21 protein-coding genes are annotated in these 18325 nt (G+C 34.7%); 5 read left to right on the top strand and 16 right to left on the bottom strand.

Annotation, left to right across the window (positions count from 1 at the left end; genetic code table 11):
- The 7 genes from PL77_RS18055 to PL77_RS32325 form a co-directional block, all read right to left on the bottom strand.
- Positions 1-1076: hypothetical protein (locus PL77_RS18055; protein ID WP_044208432.1), on the bottom strand; the 1076-nt coding region annotated here is incomplete at its 3' end.
- Between the two features lie 10 nt (positions 1077-1086).
- Complete coding sequence (locus PL77_RS18050) at positions 1087-1362, bottom strand: hypothetical protein (RefSeq protein WP_044208429.1); 276 nt, start codon at positions 1360-1362, stop codon at positions 1087-1089.
- A gap of 3 nt (positions 1363-1365) precedes the next feature.
- Positions 1366-1776 carry a hypothetical protein gene (locus PL77_RS18045; protein ID WP_044208427.1) on the bottom strand — a complete coding sequence of 137 codons (411 nt, stop codon included), beginning with the start codon at positions 1774-1776 and terminating at the stop codon, positions 1366-1368.
- Positions 1777-1854: 78 nt separating this feature from the next.
- A complete protein-coding gene (locus tag PL77_RS18040) occupies positions 1855-2505 on the bottom strand; it encodes a hypothetical protein (protein WP_044208424.1) in 651 nt (216 codons plus the stop codon).
- A gap of 125 nt (positions 2506-2630) precedes the next feature.
- Positions 2631-3320: a hypothetical protein gene (locus PL77_RS18035; protein ID WP_044208421.1), complete on the bottom strand. Its 690-nt coding sequence runs from the start codon at positions 3318-3320 to the stop codon at positions 2631-2633.
- A gap of 20 nt (positions 3321-3340) precedes the next feature.
- A complete protein-coding gene (locus PL77_RS18030; protein WP_044208418.1) occupies positions 3341-4714 on the bottom strand; it encodes a hypothetical protein in 1374 nt (457 codons plus the stop codon).
- A gap of 4 nt (positions 4715-4718) precedes the next feature.
- On the bottom strand, positions 4719-6677 hold the full coding sequence (locus tag PL77_RS32325; RefSeq protein ID WP_044208415.1) for a cell envelope integrity protein TolA: 1959 nt from the start codon (positions 6675-6677) through the stop codon (positions 4719-4721).
- Positions 6678-6914: 237 nt separating this feature from the next.
- Between PL77_RS32325 and PL77_RS18020 the strand changes: the two genes are divergently transcribed.
- Positions 6915-7193: a hypothetical protein gene (locus tag PL77_RS18020; protein ID WP_044208412.1), complete on the top strand. Its 279-nt coding sequence runs from the start codon at positions 6915-6917 to the stop codon at positions 7191-7193.
- Between the two features lie 61 nt (positions 7194-7254).
- Here the strand turns inward: PL77_RS18020 and PL77_RS18015 are convergent, their stop codons facing one another.
- From PL77_RS18015 to PL77_RS17975, 9 genes are all read right to left on the bottom strand, one after another.
- Positions 7255-7494 (bottom strand): hypothetical protein, encoded by a 240-nt coding sequence (locus tag PL77_RS18015; RefSeq protein WP_044208410.1) that lies wholly within the window; start codon positions 7492-7494, stop codon positions 7255-7257.
- A gap of 416 nt (positions 7495-7910) precedes the next feature.
- Entirely contained in the window at positions 7911-8792 is an 882-nt protein-coding gene (locus PL77_RS18010) for a hypothetical protein (protein WP_044208407.1), read from the bottom strand.
- Positions 8789-9631, bottom strand: a complete 843-nt coding sequence (locus PL77_RS18005; RefSeq protein WP_156152416.1) for a HipA family kinase — start codon at positions 9629-9631, stop codon at positions 8789-8791. The genes PL77_RS18010 and PL77_RS18005 overlap by 4 nt, the downstream gene beginning before the upstream one ends.
- A 205-nt stretch (positions 9632-9836) precedes the next feature.
- Positions 9837-11135 (bottom strand): toprim domain-containing protein, encoded by a 1299-nt coding sequence (locus PL77_RS18000; protein ID WP_044208401.1) that lies wholly within the window; start codon positions 11133-11135, stop codon positions 9837-9839.
- Positions 11136-11431: 296 nt separating this feature from the next.
- Positions 11432-11938 carry a hypothetical protein gene (locus PL77_RS17995; RefSeq protein WP_044208398.1) on the bottom strand — a complete coding sequence of 169 codons (507 nt, stop codon included), beginning with the start codon at positions 11936-11938 and terminating at the stop codon, positions 11432-11434.
- Between the two features lie 60 nt (positions 11939-11998).
- Positions 11999-12247, bottom strand: a complete 249-nt coding sequence (locus PL77_RS17990; protein ID WP_044208395.1) for a hypothetical protein — start codon at positions 12245-12247, stop codon at positions 11999-12001.
- A gap of 119 nt (positions 12248-12366) precedes the next feature.
- On the bottom strand, positions 12367-13536 hold the full coding sequence (locus PL77_RS17985; protein WP_044208393.1) for a hypothetical protein: 1170 nt from the start codon (positions 13534-13536) through the stop codon (positions 12367-12369).
- 18 nt (positions 13537-13554) lie between these two features.
- On the bottom strand, positions 13555-13896 hold the full coding sequence (locus PL77_RS17980) for a hypothetical protein (protein WP_044208391.1): 342 nt from the start codon (positions 13894-13896) through the stop codon (positions 13555-13557).
- Positions 13893-14252 carry a hypothetical protein gene (locus tag PL77_RS17975; protein WP_044208389.1) on the bottom strand — a complete coding sequence of 120 codons (360 nt, stop codon included), beginning with the start codon at positions 14250-14252 and terminating at the stop codon, positions 13893-13895. The genes PL77_RS17980 and PL77_RS17975 overlap by 4 nt, the downstream gene beginning before the upstream one ends.
- Positions 14253-14442: 190 nt before the next feature.
- Between PL77_RS17975 and PL77_RS17970 the strand changes: the two genes are divergently transcribed.
- The 4 genes from PL77_RS17970 (at position 14443) to PL77_RS30775 (ending at position 18323) form a co-directional block, all read left to right on the top strand.
- Complete coding sequence (locus PL77_RS17970; protein WP_044208387.1) at positions 14443-14940, top strand: hypothetical protein; 498 nt, start codon at positions 14443-14445, stop codon at positions 14938-14940.
- A 129-nt stretch (positions 14941-15069) separates the two neighbouring features.
- Entirely contained in the window at positions 15070-16392 is a 1323-nt protein-coding gene (locus PL77_RS17965; protein ID WP_044208384.1) for a sigma 54-interacting transcriptional regulator, read from the top strand.
- Positions 16385-16915, top strand: coding sequence for an LPS assembly lipoprotein LptE (lptE, locus tag PL77_RS17960; RefSeq protein ID WP_044208383.1), 531 nt, complete (start codon positions 16385-16387; stop codon positions 16913-16915). The genes PL77_RS17965 and lptE overlap by 8 nt, the downstream gene beginning before the upstream one ends.
- A gap of 85 nt (positions 16916-17000) precedes the next feature.
- Positions 17001-18323, top strand: a complete 1323-nt coding sequence (locus tag PL77_RS30775) for a hypothetical protein (protein ID WP_052444535.1) — start codon at positions 17001-17003, stop codon at positions 18321-18323.
- The last annotated feature ends 2 nt before the right edge of the window (positions 18324-18325 follow it).

The following is an 18325-nucleotide window of genomic DNA, read 5'->3' as shown; positions in this document are numbered from 1 at the left end:
TTGCAGTCCGGTTTGATGGGGTAACTATAGGCAAAAACTAAATACTGTTCCTTCCATTCTGTATTTAAGGCAATTCTTTGATTTTTTTTACCATCCAGCAATAGCCCCAGTTGTCTTAGTTCATTGCTTGATTGTGGGATATGCTCCATAGCACCAAAGAACACCCCCCTTTGCCCCTGTATCACTACAGTAGATGACTGTACGGTTCCTGCTTTAATGGTATTGGGCCATTCAATGCCATCTGTTGTTGTTTTAAATCCTTCACCTTGAAGATAAGACTGCTTCGCTCTGAATTCATTGCGACCAAAAATGTTTACGCGATAAGAACCTGGTACATTGCCTAAATACACACCGTTCTGATACAGTAATGTAGCCCCATAATCAGCCCCAGCATCCCTTCTATTGTAATTGGAAGTGAAATTCACTTCAATTGTTGATCCTTCTTCAACTGTTTTTCCGGCTGGTGAAAGTGAGATGTCTGGAGGATAAAAGTTTGGTGCCGCTGAGGGCTTCCAGAGTCTTTTTTCAAATAACTCATTGACGGTTAAACCAATCACTTCCTCAGCTGGTGTACCTTTCGGTATACTGCCGAAATCCTCTAAAGTGGGAATTCCAATTGTGGTATGGAAAACACCGGATGACTGGTAACGCTGTCCGTCTATTTTAACGATATAACGAATGGATTGATCAATGGAAGGATCTCTGATTGCCTCTACTTCTATGATATAAACTGACTTACCGCCCTTCACCCTCAAAGATTGAGAAGGACCGTAAATGATTTTATCAAAAGCGATGACCAAATCGGCAGTTGTGTTTCTGTAAATGTATAGCTTGGCTCGTGATCCTGCGTTGAGTCTGAAAAACTCAATATCAATTGCTTCATTAAACAAGGTCTCAAACTCAAAGTATTCTTTGCCTTGACAATCCAGAAGCAATGTTTTCTCAGGAATGATATAAGTCCTTTTAGGGTGAATAGGAGGATAAACAAAAGTACCGTCACTCACTGCTACCCTTGTCGGTTCTGTTGATTCCGTGATCTTATTCAGTGATAATTTTTGTCCTACTCCACCTAACATTTTTATTCAATTATAGACTTAATACAAACTTGGTAATCTTCAGTAATCCTTTGCCAGTTTCCATAAATTGTGAAGACATCGTTTTATGAAACTCATAGCCATTTGGAAGCTGGAAAACTCTTGTTTCTCCGGGTGGTAAATCAAAGGGCCTGCCACTGCCATCATAACCAAAAAGTGCGGTTGTATTTCCTGCGTTCTCTACAGAAAAACCCACACAGCCATCGAGTGAGAAAGTTTGATTATCCTCAATCATTGTGTCCATTACGATTTCTACTTTTCTGGACATAGGTTACATCTTTTTATCTCTTTCTAAAAGAAGAATAAAGTCATAAGACAGCTCAGAAGTAACCTGATTTTGAATCTCAGTTCGGAGTTTGAGAATATGCCCCTCCGCTTTGATATTCACTTTTAAAAAACGTTTATCTACTTCCAACCCGGATGCCTCACTGCTAACAAGTGCTTTGTAATGAATATTGTTAAGGTAGTCTTGGTTTTGATCCCCTAAACCTATTCTGTAAAATGACTGACCGCCATCTGTAATTGGAAATAGTGCAATGCCTACACAACGCTGATAAGCATTGTTAAGAACAATATCTTTATACAGTGTTCCGGCTGGTTGCTGGTCAGGAAAAGAAATATGCTGTGTCTGGTAGAAATATTCCTTTTCTTCCTTTTTTACTGTTTGCTTGTTTTCTGACATGCTTCAAAATTTTGGAAAAGAAGGAAAAGAGTAAAACCCTTTTCCTTTTTTTCTAACTTTCAAACTTTTTTATGATGCTTACTTAGAAGCAGTTTGTACACCCATGAAACGTACTTCGAAGAAGTGTTTTGCTCCATCAGGCATTTCCTTTGAAGGAGAGAACTCAAGCTGAATCTTGATCTCCTTACGCTCTGCTAAAATGATTGGAGTCTGCAACGCCAAAACATCTTCCTCACCCTGTACTTTTGATGATACCGAACCAACGGTAAATCGCTCTACTGGAAGAGAGAATAAAGTTTTGTTGTCTTGCTGAACTTTCAATTTTGCAGGACGAAGCTCTACTGGAAGATCCTTCAAAGCGTTATCGTAGATAACATTTTGAGCATTAGCTGTTGCATATTCTGGGTTTGGAGTTGATCCATCTTCCAAGAACTCATTGACTTTGGCATAGCCAATACGCACACGGCCTACAGCGATGTTTACGCCCGGATCGGTCATGTTGCCCTGTAAATCTGAAACACCTACATCTTTATCGTTGTTGGACAATAAGATGTTGTAAATACCTGCACCTGTCGTGATTTCCGCTCTGTGCAATAAATCGGCTTCCATGAATCTAGCATTACCAGCTAAAATTTCTTTACGCGTTGCTTCGAAAATAACGCCTTTTTTCTTTGCCGCTCTGAATAAGTGACGTTGTTCTTTAGATGTGTCTACTTTTACACCTGCCATGATAATAGGTCTTTAAAATTGAGAAATTTGTTAGTCTTTAAAAATAAGTAAGGTGAAGTGACTAAGTTCACCTTACTTTGCTTGTATGAATAGAGATTTGAGTGTTCTTTGTTGAATGGAAGAGTTTAGCTCATTGCCATAATAGCTTCATCCTCTCCATTTAGGCCGTCAAGTTCTTCGTCTAAGTCGTCGATCTCGCCCAATCCGTCAAGTTCGTCTTCGTCATCAAATTCACCTAAACCGTCTAGGTCTTCAATATCGTCTGCATAGTCTAAACCAGTCAGATCTTCAATATCTGCTTCACCTAAACCATCCAGATCATCAAGATCACCTAAACCGTCAAGTTCATCCAGATCATCATCCAATGAACCCATAGGCAAACCACTTACTTGGTACAAGTTTCCGTGTTCATCTTGTCTGAACTCGTTACCTGCAATACCGTTTTGACCTTGAACCATGTACATCTGACCGTCAGGACCGTACACTAATTCACCACTTCCAAGACCATCTAAACCTGAGACAGCGTTACCTGCTACTGGTGCTCCTAGATAGTTTTTCATGAATGGGAATTTTTCAACTGTTTTTGGGTTGGACACAAAACCAGTTGCACCTGCTGCTACAAGTGCTGTACCTAAATGAGCTAGGTAAGGATTCTTGCGGTCTGCTTTTGAAGCTGCTAATCCTCCTGCTACAATCGCTGCAATGGAAACTAAAGGCTGCTCACTATATCCGAGCACTTTTTTACCCACGATGGCACCCACCGTTACGGCTCCGGCCCCAATAGCGGCCTGTTTTAAATTTTCCTTATCGAACATTTGTTAATAAAATTAAGTTTTCAGGAATTTGAACCCGCTATTAATGCAAGGAGCCCAATAGCTCCATACATCAATAGGTTATTGTTAGTTTTTGAGTTTGGTTGTCGTTTATTTTCAGCTATTAATGCCTGATACTTTGCAAGCTGAAGTGCCTTGGTTGTTTTGTTTTTCACTTCGCTTTGTGATAACAAAGTATCAGCATTAATAGTATTTTCAATCTTTGAATAATCACTCACCTGCTTTGCAGTTGCTGCACCTCCAGCTTTAGTTTCAAGACGGACAAGGTTTTCAAGTTCAGATTTTTCAATCTTCCCTGAATTGTGCTTCTGTGCCGTTAATTGAGCAATCAGTTCAGTTTCATCTTTCTGTGCTGTTCTTTGAGATGCATTACTCGCTTCAAGTTTGGCAATTTTATGAAAGTCTTCCTTATAAACACCCTTGGAAAGAGCCTCCATTGCCCTTGCATTCGCATTGAGGTCAGTCAGCTTTTGAACATCAATCGCACTCCTCTGAAATATTCTGATATTCTTGATCAAGTCCTGATGATCAACACCAATTTTTTGAGCATTTTTCACAATACCAAGAAGTTCAGACATATTGAGTTTCTTCCGTTTTGCAAATTGCTTTACCTGATCACCTAACACTGAAAGCTGCTGATGAGCCTGTAACAACTGCTGTTTGGCAATCGCCTGATTAATCTGATGCTGCTTTGCAATTTCCTGTTGCCTCTTGAAGTTTTTCTGCTGTTCAGAAGTAGCATTTTTATCAACGGCCAGTACTTCTTTTTTAAGTGTGACCTTTTTTCCAGTAGGTGCAACCTTACGGCTTTTCACCATCTTGGTTACTTTCTTCTTCACCGGAATTTTCTTTGCCGGGTTTTTCGGGTCAGGAATCAAGTCAACAAGAATACTTGCCGCTGTTGCTATCAAACCGATTGGACCAGGCACAAAGCTTAATATGGGAGCTACTACTTTTACTATTTTCTTGAAAACAGGAAGAACTTTTTTATAGAGAAACTTACCAGCGTTCTTTACACCTGTCCATACAGCCCTTCCTACTCTCTTGATTCCTTTCCAAGTAGCTCTCGCTACTCGTTTCACTCCTTTGACTACTTTGCCAGCTACTTTACCAACAAACTTGCCTACTTTTCGGACCGTCCGTTTGATCCCTTTCCATAACCTTCTGAAAAAACCCAGCTGATGCTCTCCATTGAGTGAGCTTACTACAGGTTCATAGAAGTATTGTCCGTCTGACAATACGATGTCTTTATCATTTTTCTGCAAGCCTATCAGATGGGGAAAGTAAAATACTTCACTTCCCCCTACATTTAGACCAGATAGATCACCTTCACAGAACGATAGAGAATTATATATTTTATGATGACCAAAAACCATAAGATCAGGTCATTTTCATATACACTAATGCCGCAGCCGCCAAACCTCCCATAATCATGAGATTTTTATTGTTGTCGGCCCTTTGTCTTTCTTCCTGTTCTTTCAATTGCATTTGCTTTTGAATGTAAAGACGGGTTTTTGCATTTTCCAGCTTGGCTTGCTGTTCTGCTGTTTTTTCTACGTCCTCCTTACTGGCTTTTCCCACCATAGCCGCCTTCGCTTCCAGCTTTGCAATTTTCTGCGACAATGAAAGTGAAACTCCGTTGGCCTTGGCCTCCGCTTTTGCGATTCGCTGTGCTTCTGCAAGATCAATTTTTTTCGCTCCGGCTTGTTCAGCATACAATTGAGCAAGAAGCTGAGCATCTTCTTTTGATGCTGTTTTTCCTGCCGCCTCAGCCGCATATAATTGAGCAAGTTTATGTGCTTCCTCTTTTGTTGTGCCTTTTGCCAGTGCGGCTACAGCTGCACGTTTTGACGAAATATCTGCATACTTCTGTACCTCTTCGGGTTTCATGGAGTAAGACCTGATATGTTTGAGCATATCATCATGCGTAACTCCTGCTCCCTGCGATGCTTTGACAAGTGCTAATATTTCCCTTGTATCTAGTTTTCCGTCTGCTGATGCTGATTGAAGAGTCTGATTCAATTGCTTCTGAGCATTAAGCTCTGCATTTAATTGATTCACCTTCGCATTCACTTGACTTACAACCTGCCCTACTTGAGTATTTTTTAATCCAAAAGCCGTAGAAAGCATATTCGCTGTACTCCCTGCTTTATTCAGCCAATTCAAGTTTAAGTTACTACCAGCACCAGTAACAGGTGTTACTTTAGTAAAGGTAGTCCCGTTATAAATAGGCTTCTTAGGATTAAACATCTGTTCTTTGGTGATGCCTTTTACAAATCTTGGATCTGCTTTAAATGTGGGCTTTCCACCACCGCCAGTAGCAGCACTTGCAACGTCAGCAACCTTGGTTAATTTTTTCTTTGTAAAAAGACTTTTGGCCCCTTTCCAAATTTTTCCGCCTACTGTTTTTACTGCGGTCCAGATTTTTCCAAAAAAACCTAGTCCGTAGACAGACCCTAAACCTCCAAAACCCCTTAAAGGTGAATAGAATTCGCCATTGCTCTCAAGTACAATTTCATCACCATGCAATGCCTGAAGCTGTGCTCCTTCAGCACTGTAAAACACCTGACTTTCATCAAGACCGTAAATTGTACCGTCAAGACCTTTCAATAAGCACTTACATACAAGGTTTTTACTTCGGATAGATCGATTCACTGGCTGAAAACCATTCAATCCATTCATGTAACGTATTGGCAATCCATCTACGCCTGATAAACCTGTTCCATTCATGCCTTTTGCTTTTAATACTGTTAAGTCATGTTTACCCGTAAAAATCTTTTCATCGTCAAACCTGTCCATAACCGGGTCGATAGCCCAGTACTGTTTCCTGTCATTCATGTTTGCACCGGCAAACTTGGGAACAACTACATAGATATGTTGAAAGTAAGATCTATGATAGTATTTGGTTTTTCGAAAAGTATGCGGTATTCCTAAATTGGAAAGTACCGAGGAAATAAAGATCGAATAACAATCACAGTCAACACCTGTTCTTCGGTCAGACCAGCTTCGGGCAGGTCGTCTTAACTGCTCCTCTCCGGGGTCATCCTGTTTGTACTGTATATGATTGTACATAAAATCAAACAGTGCGTGAAGAGTAGATTGTATATCACTTTTCTTTATCCATCTTGAAAACTTCAGCGTATCACCTTTTGTCTTTTCAACAATCTGTTTCATAAAACCGATTGTATCAAAAGTGCTTCCGTTCTTATGCAGAATCGGATCACTTCTTTCAGGTGAAAGGAACAAGTAGTCATACTCGTTTCCTGACTGAATTCTTCGCTTTTTATCTGCTGTAACACCCAAACCGCCATTCAAGTATCTTACTTGATGTTGGCTCATAATTTCGTTGTCTCTATCTTAATTCTTAGGCAAGAACGCACCATTTTTTTGTTTGATAAAGAGGTGCTTCTATAGGTAAACTAATTTGATGAAATAAAATTAGGAGTTTAGGTTTATGGAATTTTGATCTAATTCAACTAATTTGATCTAGTTTGATGTTTTTACTTTTTTTCTAATGTTTTACTAGAATAGAATTGATTAACTTTAATACTTCAGATAACTTAATTTCAACTAAATATGATTCCTGGTAGAGATAAAATATCCAATAGTGACTTCATTAAGATGCTCAATCAAAACATCCATTTTGATATTAAAAACAAGTTTATTGAAGAATTCAAAAAGGGAACTGTTGTATTTCAAAAAAAGCAAATTGCTGCAATGCTAAATATCAATGAAGGCTCATTTAACTATCAAGTAAGACAACTAGGCTACGATAGCCGTAAAATAATCAAACGTAAGGACGTAATTGATATTCTCAATGAATTGTTTCAAATTGATTTACTCGAAGAGGATTAAAAAAAGCCATCACATTGTGACGGCTTTTAATAGCTATTTTTTTGATACTAAATTACTATGTTTATCTCGCTTCTTCCTGATTCAGCTCCATACCTTCCCCTTCATATCCTCCATCATCTGAATCCAGGTGATTAAGTTCCATAAGATCCGCCAACCTTTTCAGTTGAATACCCTGAAGCATTGAAGCTACAACAACAGGGTGCTGTGCATGTTTTTCTCCCAAAGTACCTTTTATTGCTTCTTGTACCTCAGTGATTGCCTCTTTATAATCTTCTACAATTTCTTCATTAATGTTTTCCATCTTAGTGTTACTAATTTGTGTTCTAATTCTTTAAGAACTCTAAGATAGACGACTCTAAATCCTTTCTAAAGAGATGCTAATCTGTATAAACCAATTTGATCTGATTACTTGTTTTGGATATCCAACAAGTAAAAATACTGTACACCCATTTATTTCAATAAAATGGTCATATCAATATCGCATTTATCTAACATTAATGCTTAAAATAACATAATCACATCGTAAAATGTACATAAACAGCAGCATTAAAGTTGATACTAGAGCGTGGTTATAACGTAGACACATCGTAAACTAGAGATAAATTTTAAATCAATTTAAGGCATCAAAAAAAGAAAGGATCAGGTCCTAAACCCAATCCTTTCTCTTAGTGGAAGAACGTTCTCAAAATATAACCTATTGTCAACAATATTTTATTATTATTTTTTGATAAAATCAGAAAATTTGATTATTGATTCTGATGATTTAATTTTCTTTGTTAAAGTTGGTAATTCATCGGTACTTATTACAGAATATGGAAAAGATAAATCATTTTGACTTTTAAGAATTTCATACAATTTTTGATATGAATCCTTTCTTCCTTTATATTCATTCACAACTAAATAATGATTATCCGAATTTGGATTAGACAAATTCTCTTTACTAAATAAATCTAATCTATAATTTAAGCTCTCTAAATCAGAAATTTCTCTTTGGAAAGTGTCAATAGGTTTTTCGGAATTTAAATCCAAAGATTTTACAGAATAAATGCTTCCATTAACACCTATTCCATCAAGAGTATAATTAAAAAATAGATTAGGTATTTCTTGTTTTTTAATCTTATAATCCAAATCTATAAGACCTTTTAGTGGTTCATGAAATACCTTTTTAATAGTATTCTCAAATGATTTATCGACAGTCTCTTTTGAAATCTTTTTATATTTTATTTCAATAAATTTTTGATAAAAATTTTCAAAACTAATTGAATTAAATTCTAAGTTTAAAGCCTTTGGATTATCAAATTGTAAAAATCCATTATTATAAATAGACAATCTTTTGAGATAATCTATATATATAGAATTATCTTGAGAAAATAAAGAAATATCCTTTCTAAATTCAGAATCAATAAAATCTGATACTTTCTTAATAGTATAGTCTAATAACTTTGCATTTGAACTATTAATATTTTTAGAAAACCTGATTTTTTGATCTGAAAATTTGTAATAAACTTTACTTTTTGAAACCAAGATTATTCCAATTGCTAAATTCTCCTTACTTAAAGGGTTATTTACAAATCTAATTATGCTATAATATGATTTCATTTTAAATAATTTAAATATAAATTAGATACTAATTCGTTTCTATCGACATCTGATAATACTTTTTTTACTTTTTGTTTACCTTTTTTACTAAATCCAAATGATTTTGGAACTTGATCAAAAATAAAATCCATATTTTTTGATGCTTCTTCTAAACTTGTTAATATTTCGTCTTTTAAATTAGAAACTGTATCATCTTCAACAAAGGTAAGAATACTTTTTGAGATTGGAGTTTGTAAAATAGTTTTATTAGGAGGAATAGGCATTAAATGAGGATTCAAATTCTTATAATTAGACTGATACCCAAATGAATGAGCATGGTCGATTGGTAAAAAATCAAATTTTCCACCATTAAATTCTAAAAGTAAAATATTTGGATTACTACCTCTTCTATCCATATTACCAAACCATGAATCAAATACACCAATCTTAATTAAATTAAGTGGGTCTATAAATTTATTAAAATCGTATTTACTTTTTATGTTTGTAGAATATGATTCAAGCTCAGTTGCATTTTCTATAAATAATGATCCAAAAAATAATTTATCTTCAAAATTAAATTTCTCATACTTAGAATTACATTCTCCACCAGATTCAATAAAGGAAGTAAAAACTTCCTGAGATATCTTAATTAAACAAGGCTTAGCTGTCTTAACTCCAAATATCTCTAAGAAATAAACAGCTAATATCTCGTTTATTAAATCTCCAAAAGGAGGTTCAGGTAAAAAAATTGATTTTGCTACGTATATTTCTTGATCTTCACACATAACCTGAAATGGCATACTATGAGTATTATATTGTTGAAGTATTTGTACAGCATTTAGTGTTTCTATTTCATTCAAAAGGATGTTATTTTTTATTAAGTTGAAATATTAGACATTATCACCGTTTATAAAAGTAGAACTATTTAAGTTCTTAGCTTTAATCAAAAAGTGTTTTCTTAATTGTTATCAATTAGTTATTATAACTAATTTATAATAAAACCTTCTATAAACAAAAATAGAGAATTTCATTTTACTTACTACATACAATCAATAAACTTTTTCATCACAATATCGTATTATCCACACCCTTCACCACCTGGTTATAATAAAAAGTAACTGATTGCACTACCCCCTCAGCTTTTTGCTTCATCACCCTCTCATACATAATTCTAAAACCTGAGAAGGTAGAAATCAACTCATCAATAGTTTCATTGAATTTTAATTTCTTTTGGTGCTTTTCCCTTTCCTCTTTTGTATCTAAAGAATACCAATACTTTGATGCTAAATCATCTGTCATATGTACTGAAGTTGACTTCTTGTATAAAACCAAAGCTTTAAAAATAGACTCTTTGAAACTAGCATTGTATCTTAACGATGTTTGATCTATAGCTCCTCGCTCTGCTTGATGCCTTACAACCTTATCATTGATATCTTTAAAACCATCAAAGAATGGTCGGCAATCGTTTACCAAAATTCTTTTGCTTTCTATTTTATATTGTAAAGATTGTATGATTTGTGTTCCGGCTTCGTCATTATCAGTATAGCAATGGAACGTATGGTAATGATTTGTCAACCTTTCAAAGTACTGTTGGAATACAGCTGTTGTATTTAGGATTATGATATCCGTATTAAAAATTAAATCAGCTCTATTTGTGTAATTTAAAATGGAAAGAAAATCAATCATACTTTCAAAGATTGTCACTTCTTTCGCTGTTGTCTCAAACCTTTTACATCTTATATAAGTTAGATCTTTCTTACCAATAGAGGATTTAAATCTTTTATCAGTAGACATTGAGGTCAACTCCCAACCCCCTGACATATTTTTCCATCCAATTGCAAAAAATGGCTTCCCATCTTTTCTTAAATTTCCGTTTGATTTATAGAGTACCACAGACATATGATTTGCTGCATCATTAGGATTAATACCCCTACTTTTTAAGTATTTTATTGCCATACTATTTTTCAAAAGATCTTTATGGCTTATGTATTCATTTTGTGAAGCCTGGAAAACTTCTCCTTCATTGATTGTTTTTGCTTGTACATCATGAAAAGTTTCTGTCATTTTAGAATGATCTGCAACTGGTGTTTCATTATACAAAATTCGATAGGCTTCTTTATCTGATACATTTTTCATTTGTACCACTAGATCTGCAATATGACCTCCTACCCCAGTTGAGTGATCAAACCATACATCTTTTTGTATATCAACTTTAAAACTTGGATTTGAATCACTTCCAGTAATTGGAGAACTATACCAAAACTCCTTACCTCCTTTTCTTATTTTCTTAGGTATATGGTTCTGCTTGAATAAATATTCTGCAATTGTTGGTAACTGCGTTGATAACTTTTTTTCTTTTTTCATATTTGAAATCTTTATTTAATATGTACTTAGAATGAAAAACTTAGAATTAAGAGACTTAGAATGAGTACTTAGAATTATAAGTTTTAACAGTCTTTACCCATTATGACTATTAATGAGTCTGTATTTTGAGACGAATACATTAAAGTTTAGGGTGTAGGATATCAGGCCACTTTTTGAGTGACTTTTATTTTTTCAAGTTTTTGAGTGTCCCTCAGCTGATCAACACTGAGAGGAATACGTCTATTCAATACTCAAAAAACAATTATATTTCTTTATGGTGTCTAACTCTTAGAGTGTTACAATGAAAGGATAGAATGCAATAGAAAGATGGCCCAAAAGTTTTTCTCATTTTTAGAAATAATAATCACTCCAGCTTCTTCTAACCGGTTATAATGTCTTTGTAAACGTTCGTAATCTGCTTTTGTGTAATTACCCCGTGTCTTGATTTCTTTTGTGCTAATTGACTTACACATCGCCATTGGTGGTAAATCTAATTGTACATATTTCTTACCTTCTATAATTTTTGATTTCCCATTTACTTTCTGATCATTTGCAAACCTATATCCTAAATATGCTGTAAAGATCTTATCTGCACGCATAAAGTGTGTATCTTTTACAGATTGCCTTTTGGGTGCGTCCCCCCTATTGTCATTATACACTTCTACTTGTATGTTATATTTTATAAGGTGATCTCTTAGATTATTGGCTGTCTCGATAAAAATGTCTTTACGTTCCTTTCGAATTCTTTCAGGTGCTGTACGTACTTCTTTGTTATCGGTTGTTACCGCAACTGTATTATTCATTTTATTATTGCTATATGTGTGACTGTGTATTACATGTGTAATTGTGTATCGACTGTGTGTTTACCAATCAAAAGACATAAACTGCATTAAATTCTGTTTGTCCAATCCATTAAGAAATTCCAAAGGATTTATAGAATACACAAATGTTCTATAGAGGTGCTGTCCGCATTCACCAAAACATTTATTAAAGTGATGTTCTTTCTCTGCTGGTGAACTGCATTTCATTCTACTTTCAAAATCTCTCACATTACCAATGAACATACTTATTGTGATATAAGTCTGACGCTCATTTATTATAGAATTACTCATTATGATTAAATTTTAAACACAAACTTTCTACTGTGTTTTACACTCTACACAGACAAACATATTGTGTAGGTCTGTGTAAGAGTGTGTAAACAACATAAAAATGAACCGCTAAGCTATACCTAACTAATTTTGCTATTACTGAAATCTAATTCTGATTGTCCTGGGTTGGTGTAATGAGGGCGATGTTCATTATTGTATTTATCCTTACAATTCCCATCACCTTTATTACAACAAAACTTTTGAGAAGGGTGTTTTGCCTTGAAACTTCTTCCACAAGTGAGGCAAACTTTCTGGTTCTTATCAGGTAGGGGAGCTGAAAAACCTATTCTACTTTCTTCTTTCTTTTCTTCTACTTTTGGAGGTCCAAATGCACTAATAGAATAGGCTCCTTGTTGTGGAACATGAACGTTACTTGCATTATTCATTTGTTGATTCTGATGAGCTAATTGATAACTAATTTTGCCAGCTATTTTTTCCGCAAACTTTGATTCAACTGAATAACAATAAAACAACGATAACCATAATGTTACTTCAAATAAAATGGAAAGACTCATCGCAATGGATTCCCAAAATTGAAAATTCTCTGAATTATCAGATAGTGCTTCCTGCTCCAATTGCGATAAATCATTTAATTTGCTTACCCTTTCCTTTTCCAAAACGGCTTTTCTATCTTCTACATTAGTAAGTTTTTTTCTTACAGCTAGATTAGAAATATTTATCTTCCCTTTGTAGCTAACGGAATTGATATATTCTTTTGTTTCTTGATTTATCTTCAAAATTGCATTTTCGAAATCATCATTCACTTTTTTTCTTTCCTCAGTATAATTCAACTTTATAGAGTTGGATTGATCCGCGAGATATTCACCCCATTTCGCACCTCCTAGAGTGGAAGTAAAAGCAGATACCAAACCAAGTAAAACAATAAAAAAGATAAGGGATGAGGAATACTTTTTAGTATTGTAGTGTTTGGCTAATAATCTTTCTAAGCTAAATCGTTTTGAAAGCTCTATCAATCCGAGTAAAAGAATACTGGCCACTAACAATACAATTACGAAACCTTTATTATTATGAAGATCAATGATAAAGGAAATTGGTAAAAAAGCTGCTAATAAAAAGCTGATAATTTGAGCTATAAAACTTACTCCTTTAATAAAAAGAGGAGGGGTACTTTTTTCTTCTTTAGAATACTTATTATGTATTCTCAAAGCTTCATTAAGTTGACCTTGTTGTTTAAGCCAATTGGCTTCATGATCTTTTTGATTTTGAATTTGATCAAACACATCTTTCATAGTTATTGTATTTAGGTTTTAATCCACCACAATTATTTTCCAGCCCTCTTTTTCATAGTAAGTAATTAAAGCCCAAGTTCTAATAACAATATCTTTTACTGATTTATGATACCCATTAATACCTGATTTACTACCACGAAGAAGAAAAATGTAACCATCTGAATCAAAGGTTAAATCGAAAATACCTTTATTAGATACCACTTTGATTTTTCTATAATCAATGGTATCAAGGTCAAAATTTGGCAGTAGAACTACTTCCTCAAATGAAGAGGACAAAGAATTAACATTATCTATTCCATTTTTTTCGATCTTATTTAAGTCGAGGTTGTCTAAAGAGCAATTATAGCTTGTTCTGTTCATTTGTAGTTTGTTGGTAAAAGTATTATCTGACCAGCTTTTAAGTCATTTGCGTTTGCCACATCATTTAGTAAAAGTAACAAACAAAAGTTTACTTCATGAGTTTCTGCAACTCTCCACCACGACCATATATCGTTGGGATTATAATCAGGAATTACAAACTCCTTTGTTTCATTACACCGTTTCAATCGATGTACCTCCGCAATCATTTCAAAAGTAAATTTACAGATTGAGAAAGTGCTTAATACAGCGTTTCCAGCCTTATCATTATTTTTGATAGGCGTTATTTCTACAAAACTTGATAATACTACTGTTAATAATATCATAAGAATTGCATTTGAAACTTTAAAATGTTTCATTTGTTGTACATTTTTATTTAAATGATAAAAGGTCACGAGGGTTGCAGCCCGTTATGTGGCCTTTTTTATTATTAAAGATTTTTTTTAACTTTGTATAAGTAAATCTTTAACTCAAAGATATAAGGTTAAATTTAATAATTCAAACTTTGATTTAATATTTTTATAATGTTTAATTTAAATTATAACAATTATGAGTGAAATCTCAGAAAGAATTATACAACTGTATGATTTGGATACTTGGGGAAAATCAAAGGAACTTGCTGATAGAATGGGAGTTAGTAAAATCACAGTCAATAATTACAAGAACTGTGAAACTCCTCCACAAAAATTAATTCAGCAAATAACAAAAGACTTTGATGGTAAAGAAGGGCGACCTTTAATAAATTGGAATTGGCTTTTTTCTGGTGTTGAACCTATGTTCAAAGAAGTTTCTGAAACTCCTTTGGATCCTAAACCAGAAAAAAGAGAAGATAAATTAGATAAAATACTTTCTAAAGTAGATCTTATGGAAGATTACATAAAGAGACTGGAAAGTAAGTTTAAAGAATCTGAGATGAGAAACCGTCTTATGATGGATGGTTTAGGCTTTCGGCTCACTAACTTAGAAGGTGGAGATTTGAGCGTGGGAAAGCTAAATGATGGTTCATTAGGAGTTACTGTCGCTAAGGTTTATAAACCTGTTGCATAACTTCGATCAATCAACCAAGAGTACTAATATTTTAGTATCGCGGTCGTGAATCATCAACATAAATGATTGATTATCAAGGGAATTGACTAATTGTAGTTTTATCATGACAAATAGTCATATCAAAATTCTATGGAGAACAGAGAATTATTATCTATAAAACAAAGATTCGGAATTATTGGTAATGCCAGTAGTCTGAACCATGCTATACAAGTAGCTGCTCAAGTTGCTGCTACGGACTTAACTGTAATGATTACAGGAGAAAGTGGTTCTGGTAAAGAATCCTTTTCTAAAATTATTCATCAGTTGAGTGCTCGAAAACACGGTAAATTTATTGCAATTAACTGTGGAGCAATTCCTGAGGGAACAATTGATTCTGAGCTTTTCGGCCATGAAAAAGGTTCTTTTACAGGGGCGAACGATTCTAGAAAAGGTTACTTTGAAGTAACAGATGGAGGAACCATTTTTCTGGATGAAATTGGGGAAATGCCTGTTGAAACACAAGCTAGATTACTAAGAGTTTTAGAAAACAAGGAGTTTATTCGTGTGGGATCTTCTAAGGTCTTAAAAACAGATGTAAGAGTTGTGGCGGCAACCAATGTAAATCTTTTAAAGAACGTTCAAAAAGGAAAATTCCGTGAAGATTTGTATTATCGTTTGAATACAGTGCCAATCGCAGTTCCTCCATTGAGAGAAAGAGGAAACGATATTGAATTATTGTTCAGAAAATTCGCAACAGATTTCGCTGAACAATACCATGTTCAACCTCTATCATTAACCCCTGAAGCCAAAAGAGTATTACTAAGCTTTACATTTCCAGGGAACATTCGACAACTTAAAAACCTTGCAGAACAGATGTCTGCATTGGAGTTAGACCGTGTGGTTTCTGGAGAAACAATGCAACGTTACCTACCTAATGCCAATAATCAGCTAAGAGTACTTGAAAATGAGGATCAATCTTTAAATGAGCGAGACTTATTGTATAAAGTATTGTTTGACATGAGGCAAGACATGAATGATCTGAAAAAGATTGTAATCCAATTGGCTCAAGGAAAAACAAATGCGAGTACGGTTTTAGCTGAAAATCCAAAGCTGTTTAGTAATGTGATGGATGAAGGAAATGCACCGGCAACTCAAAGTAGAGAAACAGGGCTTACTGTAAGACCATCTACTCCGCCCACTTCCTTTAATTACACCCCTCCGCCTCCAGCTGAAAAGAATGATCCTTTGATTATCACTTCTGATGACGATGATTACGACAGTAATACTTATGATTTAGATGTTGAAATAAAGGCGGAAGAAGAAGAATCTCTTTCAATCGAAAAGAAAGAAAAAGAGCTGATTATTAAAGCATTACAAAAAAACAACAACAAACGTAAGTACGCTGCACAAGACTTAGGTATCTCTGAACGTACTTTATACCGAAAGATAAAACAATACGAATTAGATGAATAAAATATTCAAATTCTCTAGGGTACTTATCTTTTTACCCCTATTCGCATTATCTGCCTGTACAGGTGTGCGTTTTACTTTTTCTGGGGTAAATATCGACCCTGCCATTAAGACTTTTTCAGTAGAGCAATATACGAACGAAGCTTCTGATGGACCTCCGACGATGGCCTTTACATTTACGGATGAGCTTACACAGTACATTCTCCGAAATACCAGTTTAACCATGGCTCCACAAGGTTTAAAAGGTGACCTTGAATTTAGTGGAGCAATCACCGGATATAGAGTAACTCCTGTATCGCCGGGTGGTGGAGATCAACAACAAACAGAACAACAACGTCTTACAATTACAGTTAAGACCAATTTCATCAACAACTTTGACGATGAAAAAAGCTTCGACCAAGGGTTTTCATTCTTCTTTGATTTCCCTGGTACTCAAAATGTTCAAGAGGTAGAAAGTGAAGCAGTAGATGTTATTTTTGAACAAATTGTTTACGATACCTTCCAAAAAGCACTAGCAGATTGGTAAAAAAGTGTATATTTGGATATAAAGCAAAAAATTGCTTTATATCCATTTATTTTTTTATCCCCCACTTCGAGCTTACTCTTAAAACGTGAATCATATATTAATAAAAAATTGGTTACAAAATCCTTCTGCCATAAACAGTAGTGATGCAGAAGAGATCAGAAAAGCAATTGACGCCTACCCTTATTTTGCAGCTTTGAGAGTGTTGTTAGCAAAAGCTGAAAAAGGTAATAACACCGTGGTAAAAAGTGCCGCAGCTTATGTGTCACATAGACCTTCATTGCAAGCCTTTTTAGACACTGATTTTGATAACAATATCAATTTACCTAGTACAAGTGGAATTGAAATTGAAAGAGATGAGGCGGAACTTTTAGATACGCTCTCTTCTGAACAGTTGTTGGATGAGCCTATTACTGAGTCAGAAGAAATCATTAATGAAAATACGTCTGACGAAATTATTGAAGAAGAAAGTGAGCCTTCTCAAACTGCAATAGAAAGAGAAATCACTGCCTTTAACACTTCACATGAAGACGATCTTGAGGAACAAATCTTAAGTGACTTAGCTGCTAACGAGGGAATTAATACCAGTACGGAAGTTGAAGAGACCACGACATCCACTTCTATTGCAGATGAGGTATTGGCAGAATTATCCAGAATGAGAGCTGGAATAACTGAAGAGAGTGAGGCGGACAGTACAGCCGAAGAACTATCTAATGATATCACACCTAACGTGATACAAGAAGAAAATAAAATTGAAGAAGAAGAAGCCACTGTTAGTGAAGAATCTACAATAGATGAAGCTGAAGAAGAGGATACTCTTGGTATTTCTTCAGACGAGATGATGGATCGATTCCAAGGTTTTTTAGATACGAAAAAGAAAAAAGAATCGGAAATTATCAATGAGCTTTCAGAAGACAGTGAAGTTGATGCAGATTTGTTAGACTTCAGTAAAACAGCTTCAAAATATACAGTAGAAGAAACGGATCAAGATTTGTCATTTAACGGCACTTCTATTCCTCTTTATGATATTAACTTACCTGACGACGTCACTGAAGAGAATAGCTACGAAGATAGCGTGAAAGAAATGAATGATTTGAACGTGATTGATTTCAACCAATTCAATCCAGAATCTACGATGACTTCTCAACAAAAGATCATCAATCACTTCATCAATGAACACCCCGTTATCCCTCCAATAGCACAGGAAGAAGAGGCTACAGATGATATTGTAGATCTCTCAGAAACGAATCAAAATGGTGACTTTGCTCCCAAAACAGAGAGTTTTGCTAAAATGTTAGAAAAACAGGGAAAAAAAGAGGAAGCGATATCAATTTATCAACATCTAATCTTGAAAAATCCAAATAAAGCTACTTTATTTGCAGAACGAATTGAATTCTTACAAAAGAATTAGAG

The sequence above is a fragment of the Flammeovirga sp. OC4 genome (assembly GCF_000812565.1).
Classification (GTDB): domain Bacteria; phylum Bacteroidota; class Bacteroidia; order Cytophagales; family Flammeovirgaceae; genus Flammeovirga.
This window is presented reverse-complemented; position numbering and strand designations above follow the sequence as displayed.

Bases quoted from the DNA above. Each gene is read 5' to 3' on its own strand.
- PL77_RS18000 (WP_044208401.1), bottom strand. From the start codon at position 11,135: ATGAAAAAAGAAAAAAAGTTATCAACGCAGTTACCAACAATTGCAGAA.
- PL77_RS18040 (WP_044208424.1), bottom strand. From the start codon at position 2,505: ATGGCAGGTGTAAAAGTAGACACATCTAAAGAACAACGTCACTTATTC.
- PL77_RS18015 (WP_044208410.1), bottom strand. From the start codon at position 7,494: ATGGAAAACATTAATGAAGAAATTGTAGAAGATTATAAAGAGGCAATC.
- PL77_RS18050 (WP_044208429.1), bottom strand. From the start codon at position 1,362: ATGTCCAGAAAAGTAGAAATCGTAATGGACACAATGATTGAGGATAAT.
- PL77_RS17985 (WP_044208393.1), bottom strand. From the start codon at position 13,536: ATGAAAGATGTGTTTGATCAAATTCAAAATCAAAAAGATCATGAAGCC.
- PL77_RS18045 (WP_044208427.1), bottom strand. From the start codon at position 1,776: ATGTCAGAAAACAAGCAAACAGTAAAAAAGGAAGAAAAGGAATATTTC.
- PL77_RS17980 (WP_044208391.1), bottom strand. From the start codon at position 13,896: ATGAACAGAACAAGCTATAATTGCTCTTTAGACAACCTCGACTTAAAT.
- lptE (WP_044208383.1), top strand. From the start codon at position 16,385: ATGAATAAAATATTCAAATTCTCTAGGGTACTTATCTTTTTACCCCTA.
- PL77_RS32325 (WP_044208415.1), bottom strand. From the start codon at position 6,677: ATGAGCCAACATCAAGTAAGATACTTGAATGGCGGTTTGGGTGTTACA.
- PL77_RS18030 (WP_044208418.1), bottom strand. From the start codon at position 4,714: ATGGTTTTTGGTCATCATAAAATATATAATTCTCTATCGTTCTGTGAA.
- PL77_RS17995 (WP_044208398.1), bottom strand. From the start codon at position 11,938: ATGAATAATACAGTTGCGGTAACAACCGATAACAAAGAAGTACGTACA.
- PL77_RS18020 (WP_044208412.1), top strand. From the start codon at position 6,915: ATGATTCCTGGTAGAGATAAAATATCCAATAGTGACTTCATTAAGATG.
- PL77_RS18035 (WP_044208421.1), bottom strand. From the start codon at position 3,320: ATGTTCGATAAGGAAAATTTAAAACAGGCCGCTATTGGGGCCGGAGCC.
- PL77_RS17990 (WP_044208395.1), bottom strand. From the start codon at position 12,247: ATGAGTAATTCTATAATAAATGAGCGTCAGACTTATATCACAATAAGT.
- PL77_RS18010 (WP_044208407.1), bottom strand. From the start codon at position 8,792: ATGAAATCATATTATAGCATAATTAGATTTGTAAATAACCCTTTAAGT.
- PL77_RS17965 (WP_044208384.1), top strand. From the start codon at position 15,070: ATGGAGAACAGAGAATTATTATCTATAAAACAAAGATTCGGAATTATT.
- PL77_RS17975 (WP_044208389.1), bottom strand. From the start codon at position 14,252: ATGAAACATTTTAAAGTTTCAAATGCAATTCTTATGATATTATTAACA.
- PL77_RS17970 (WP_044208387.1), top strand. From the start codon at position 14,443: ATGAGTGAAATCTCAGAAAGAATTATACAACTGTATGATTTGGATACT.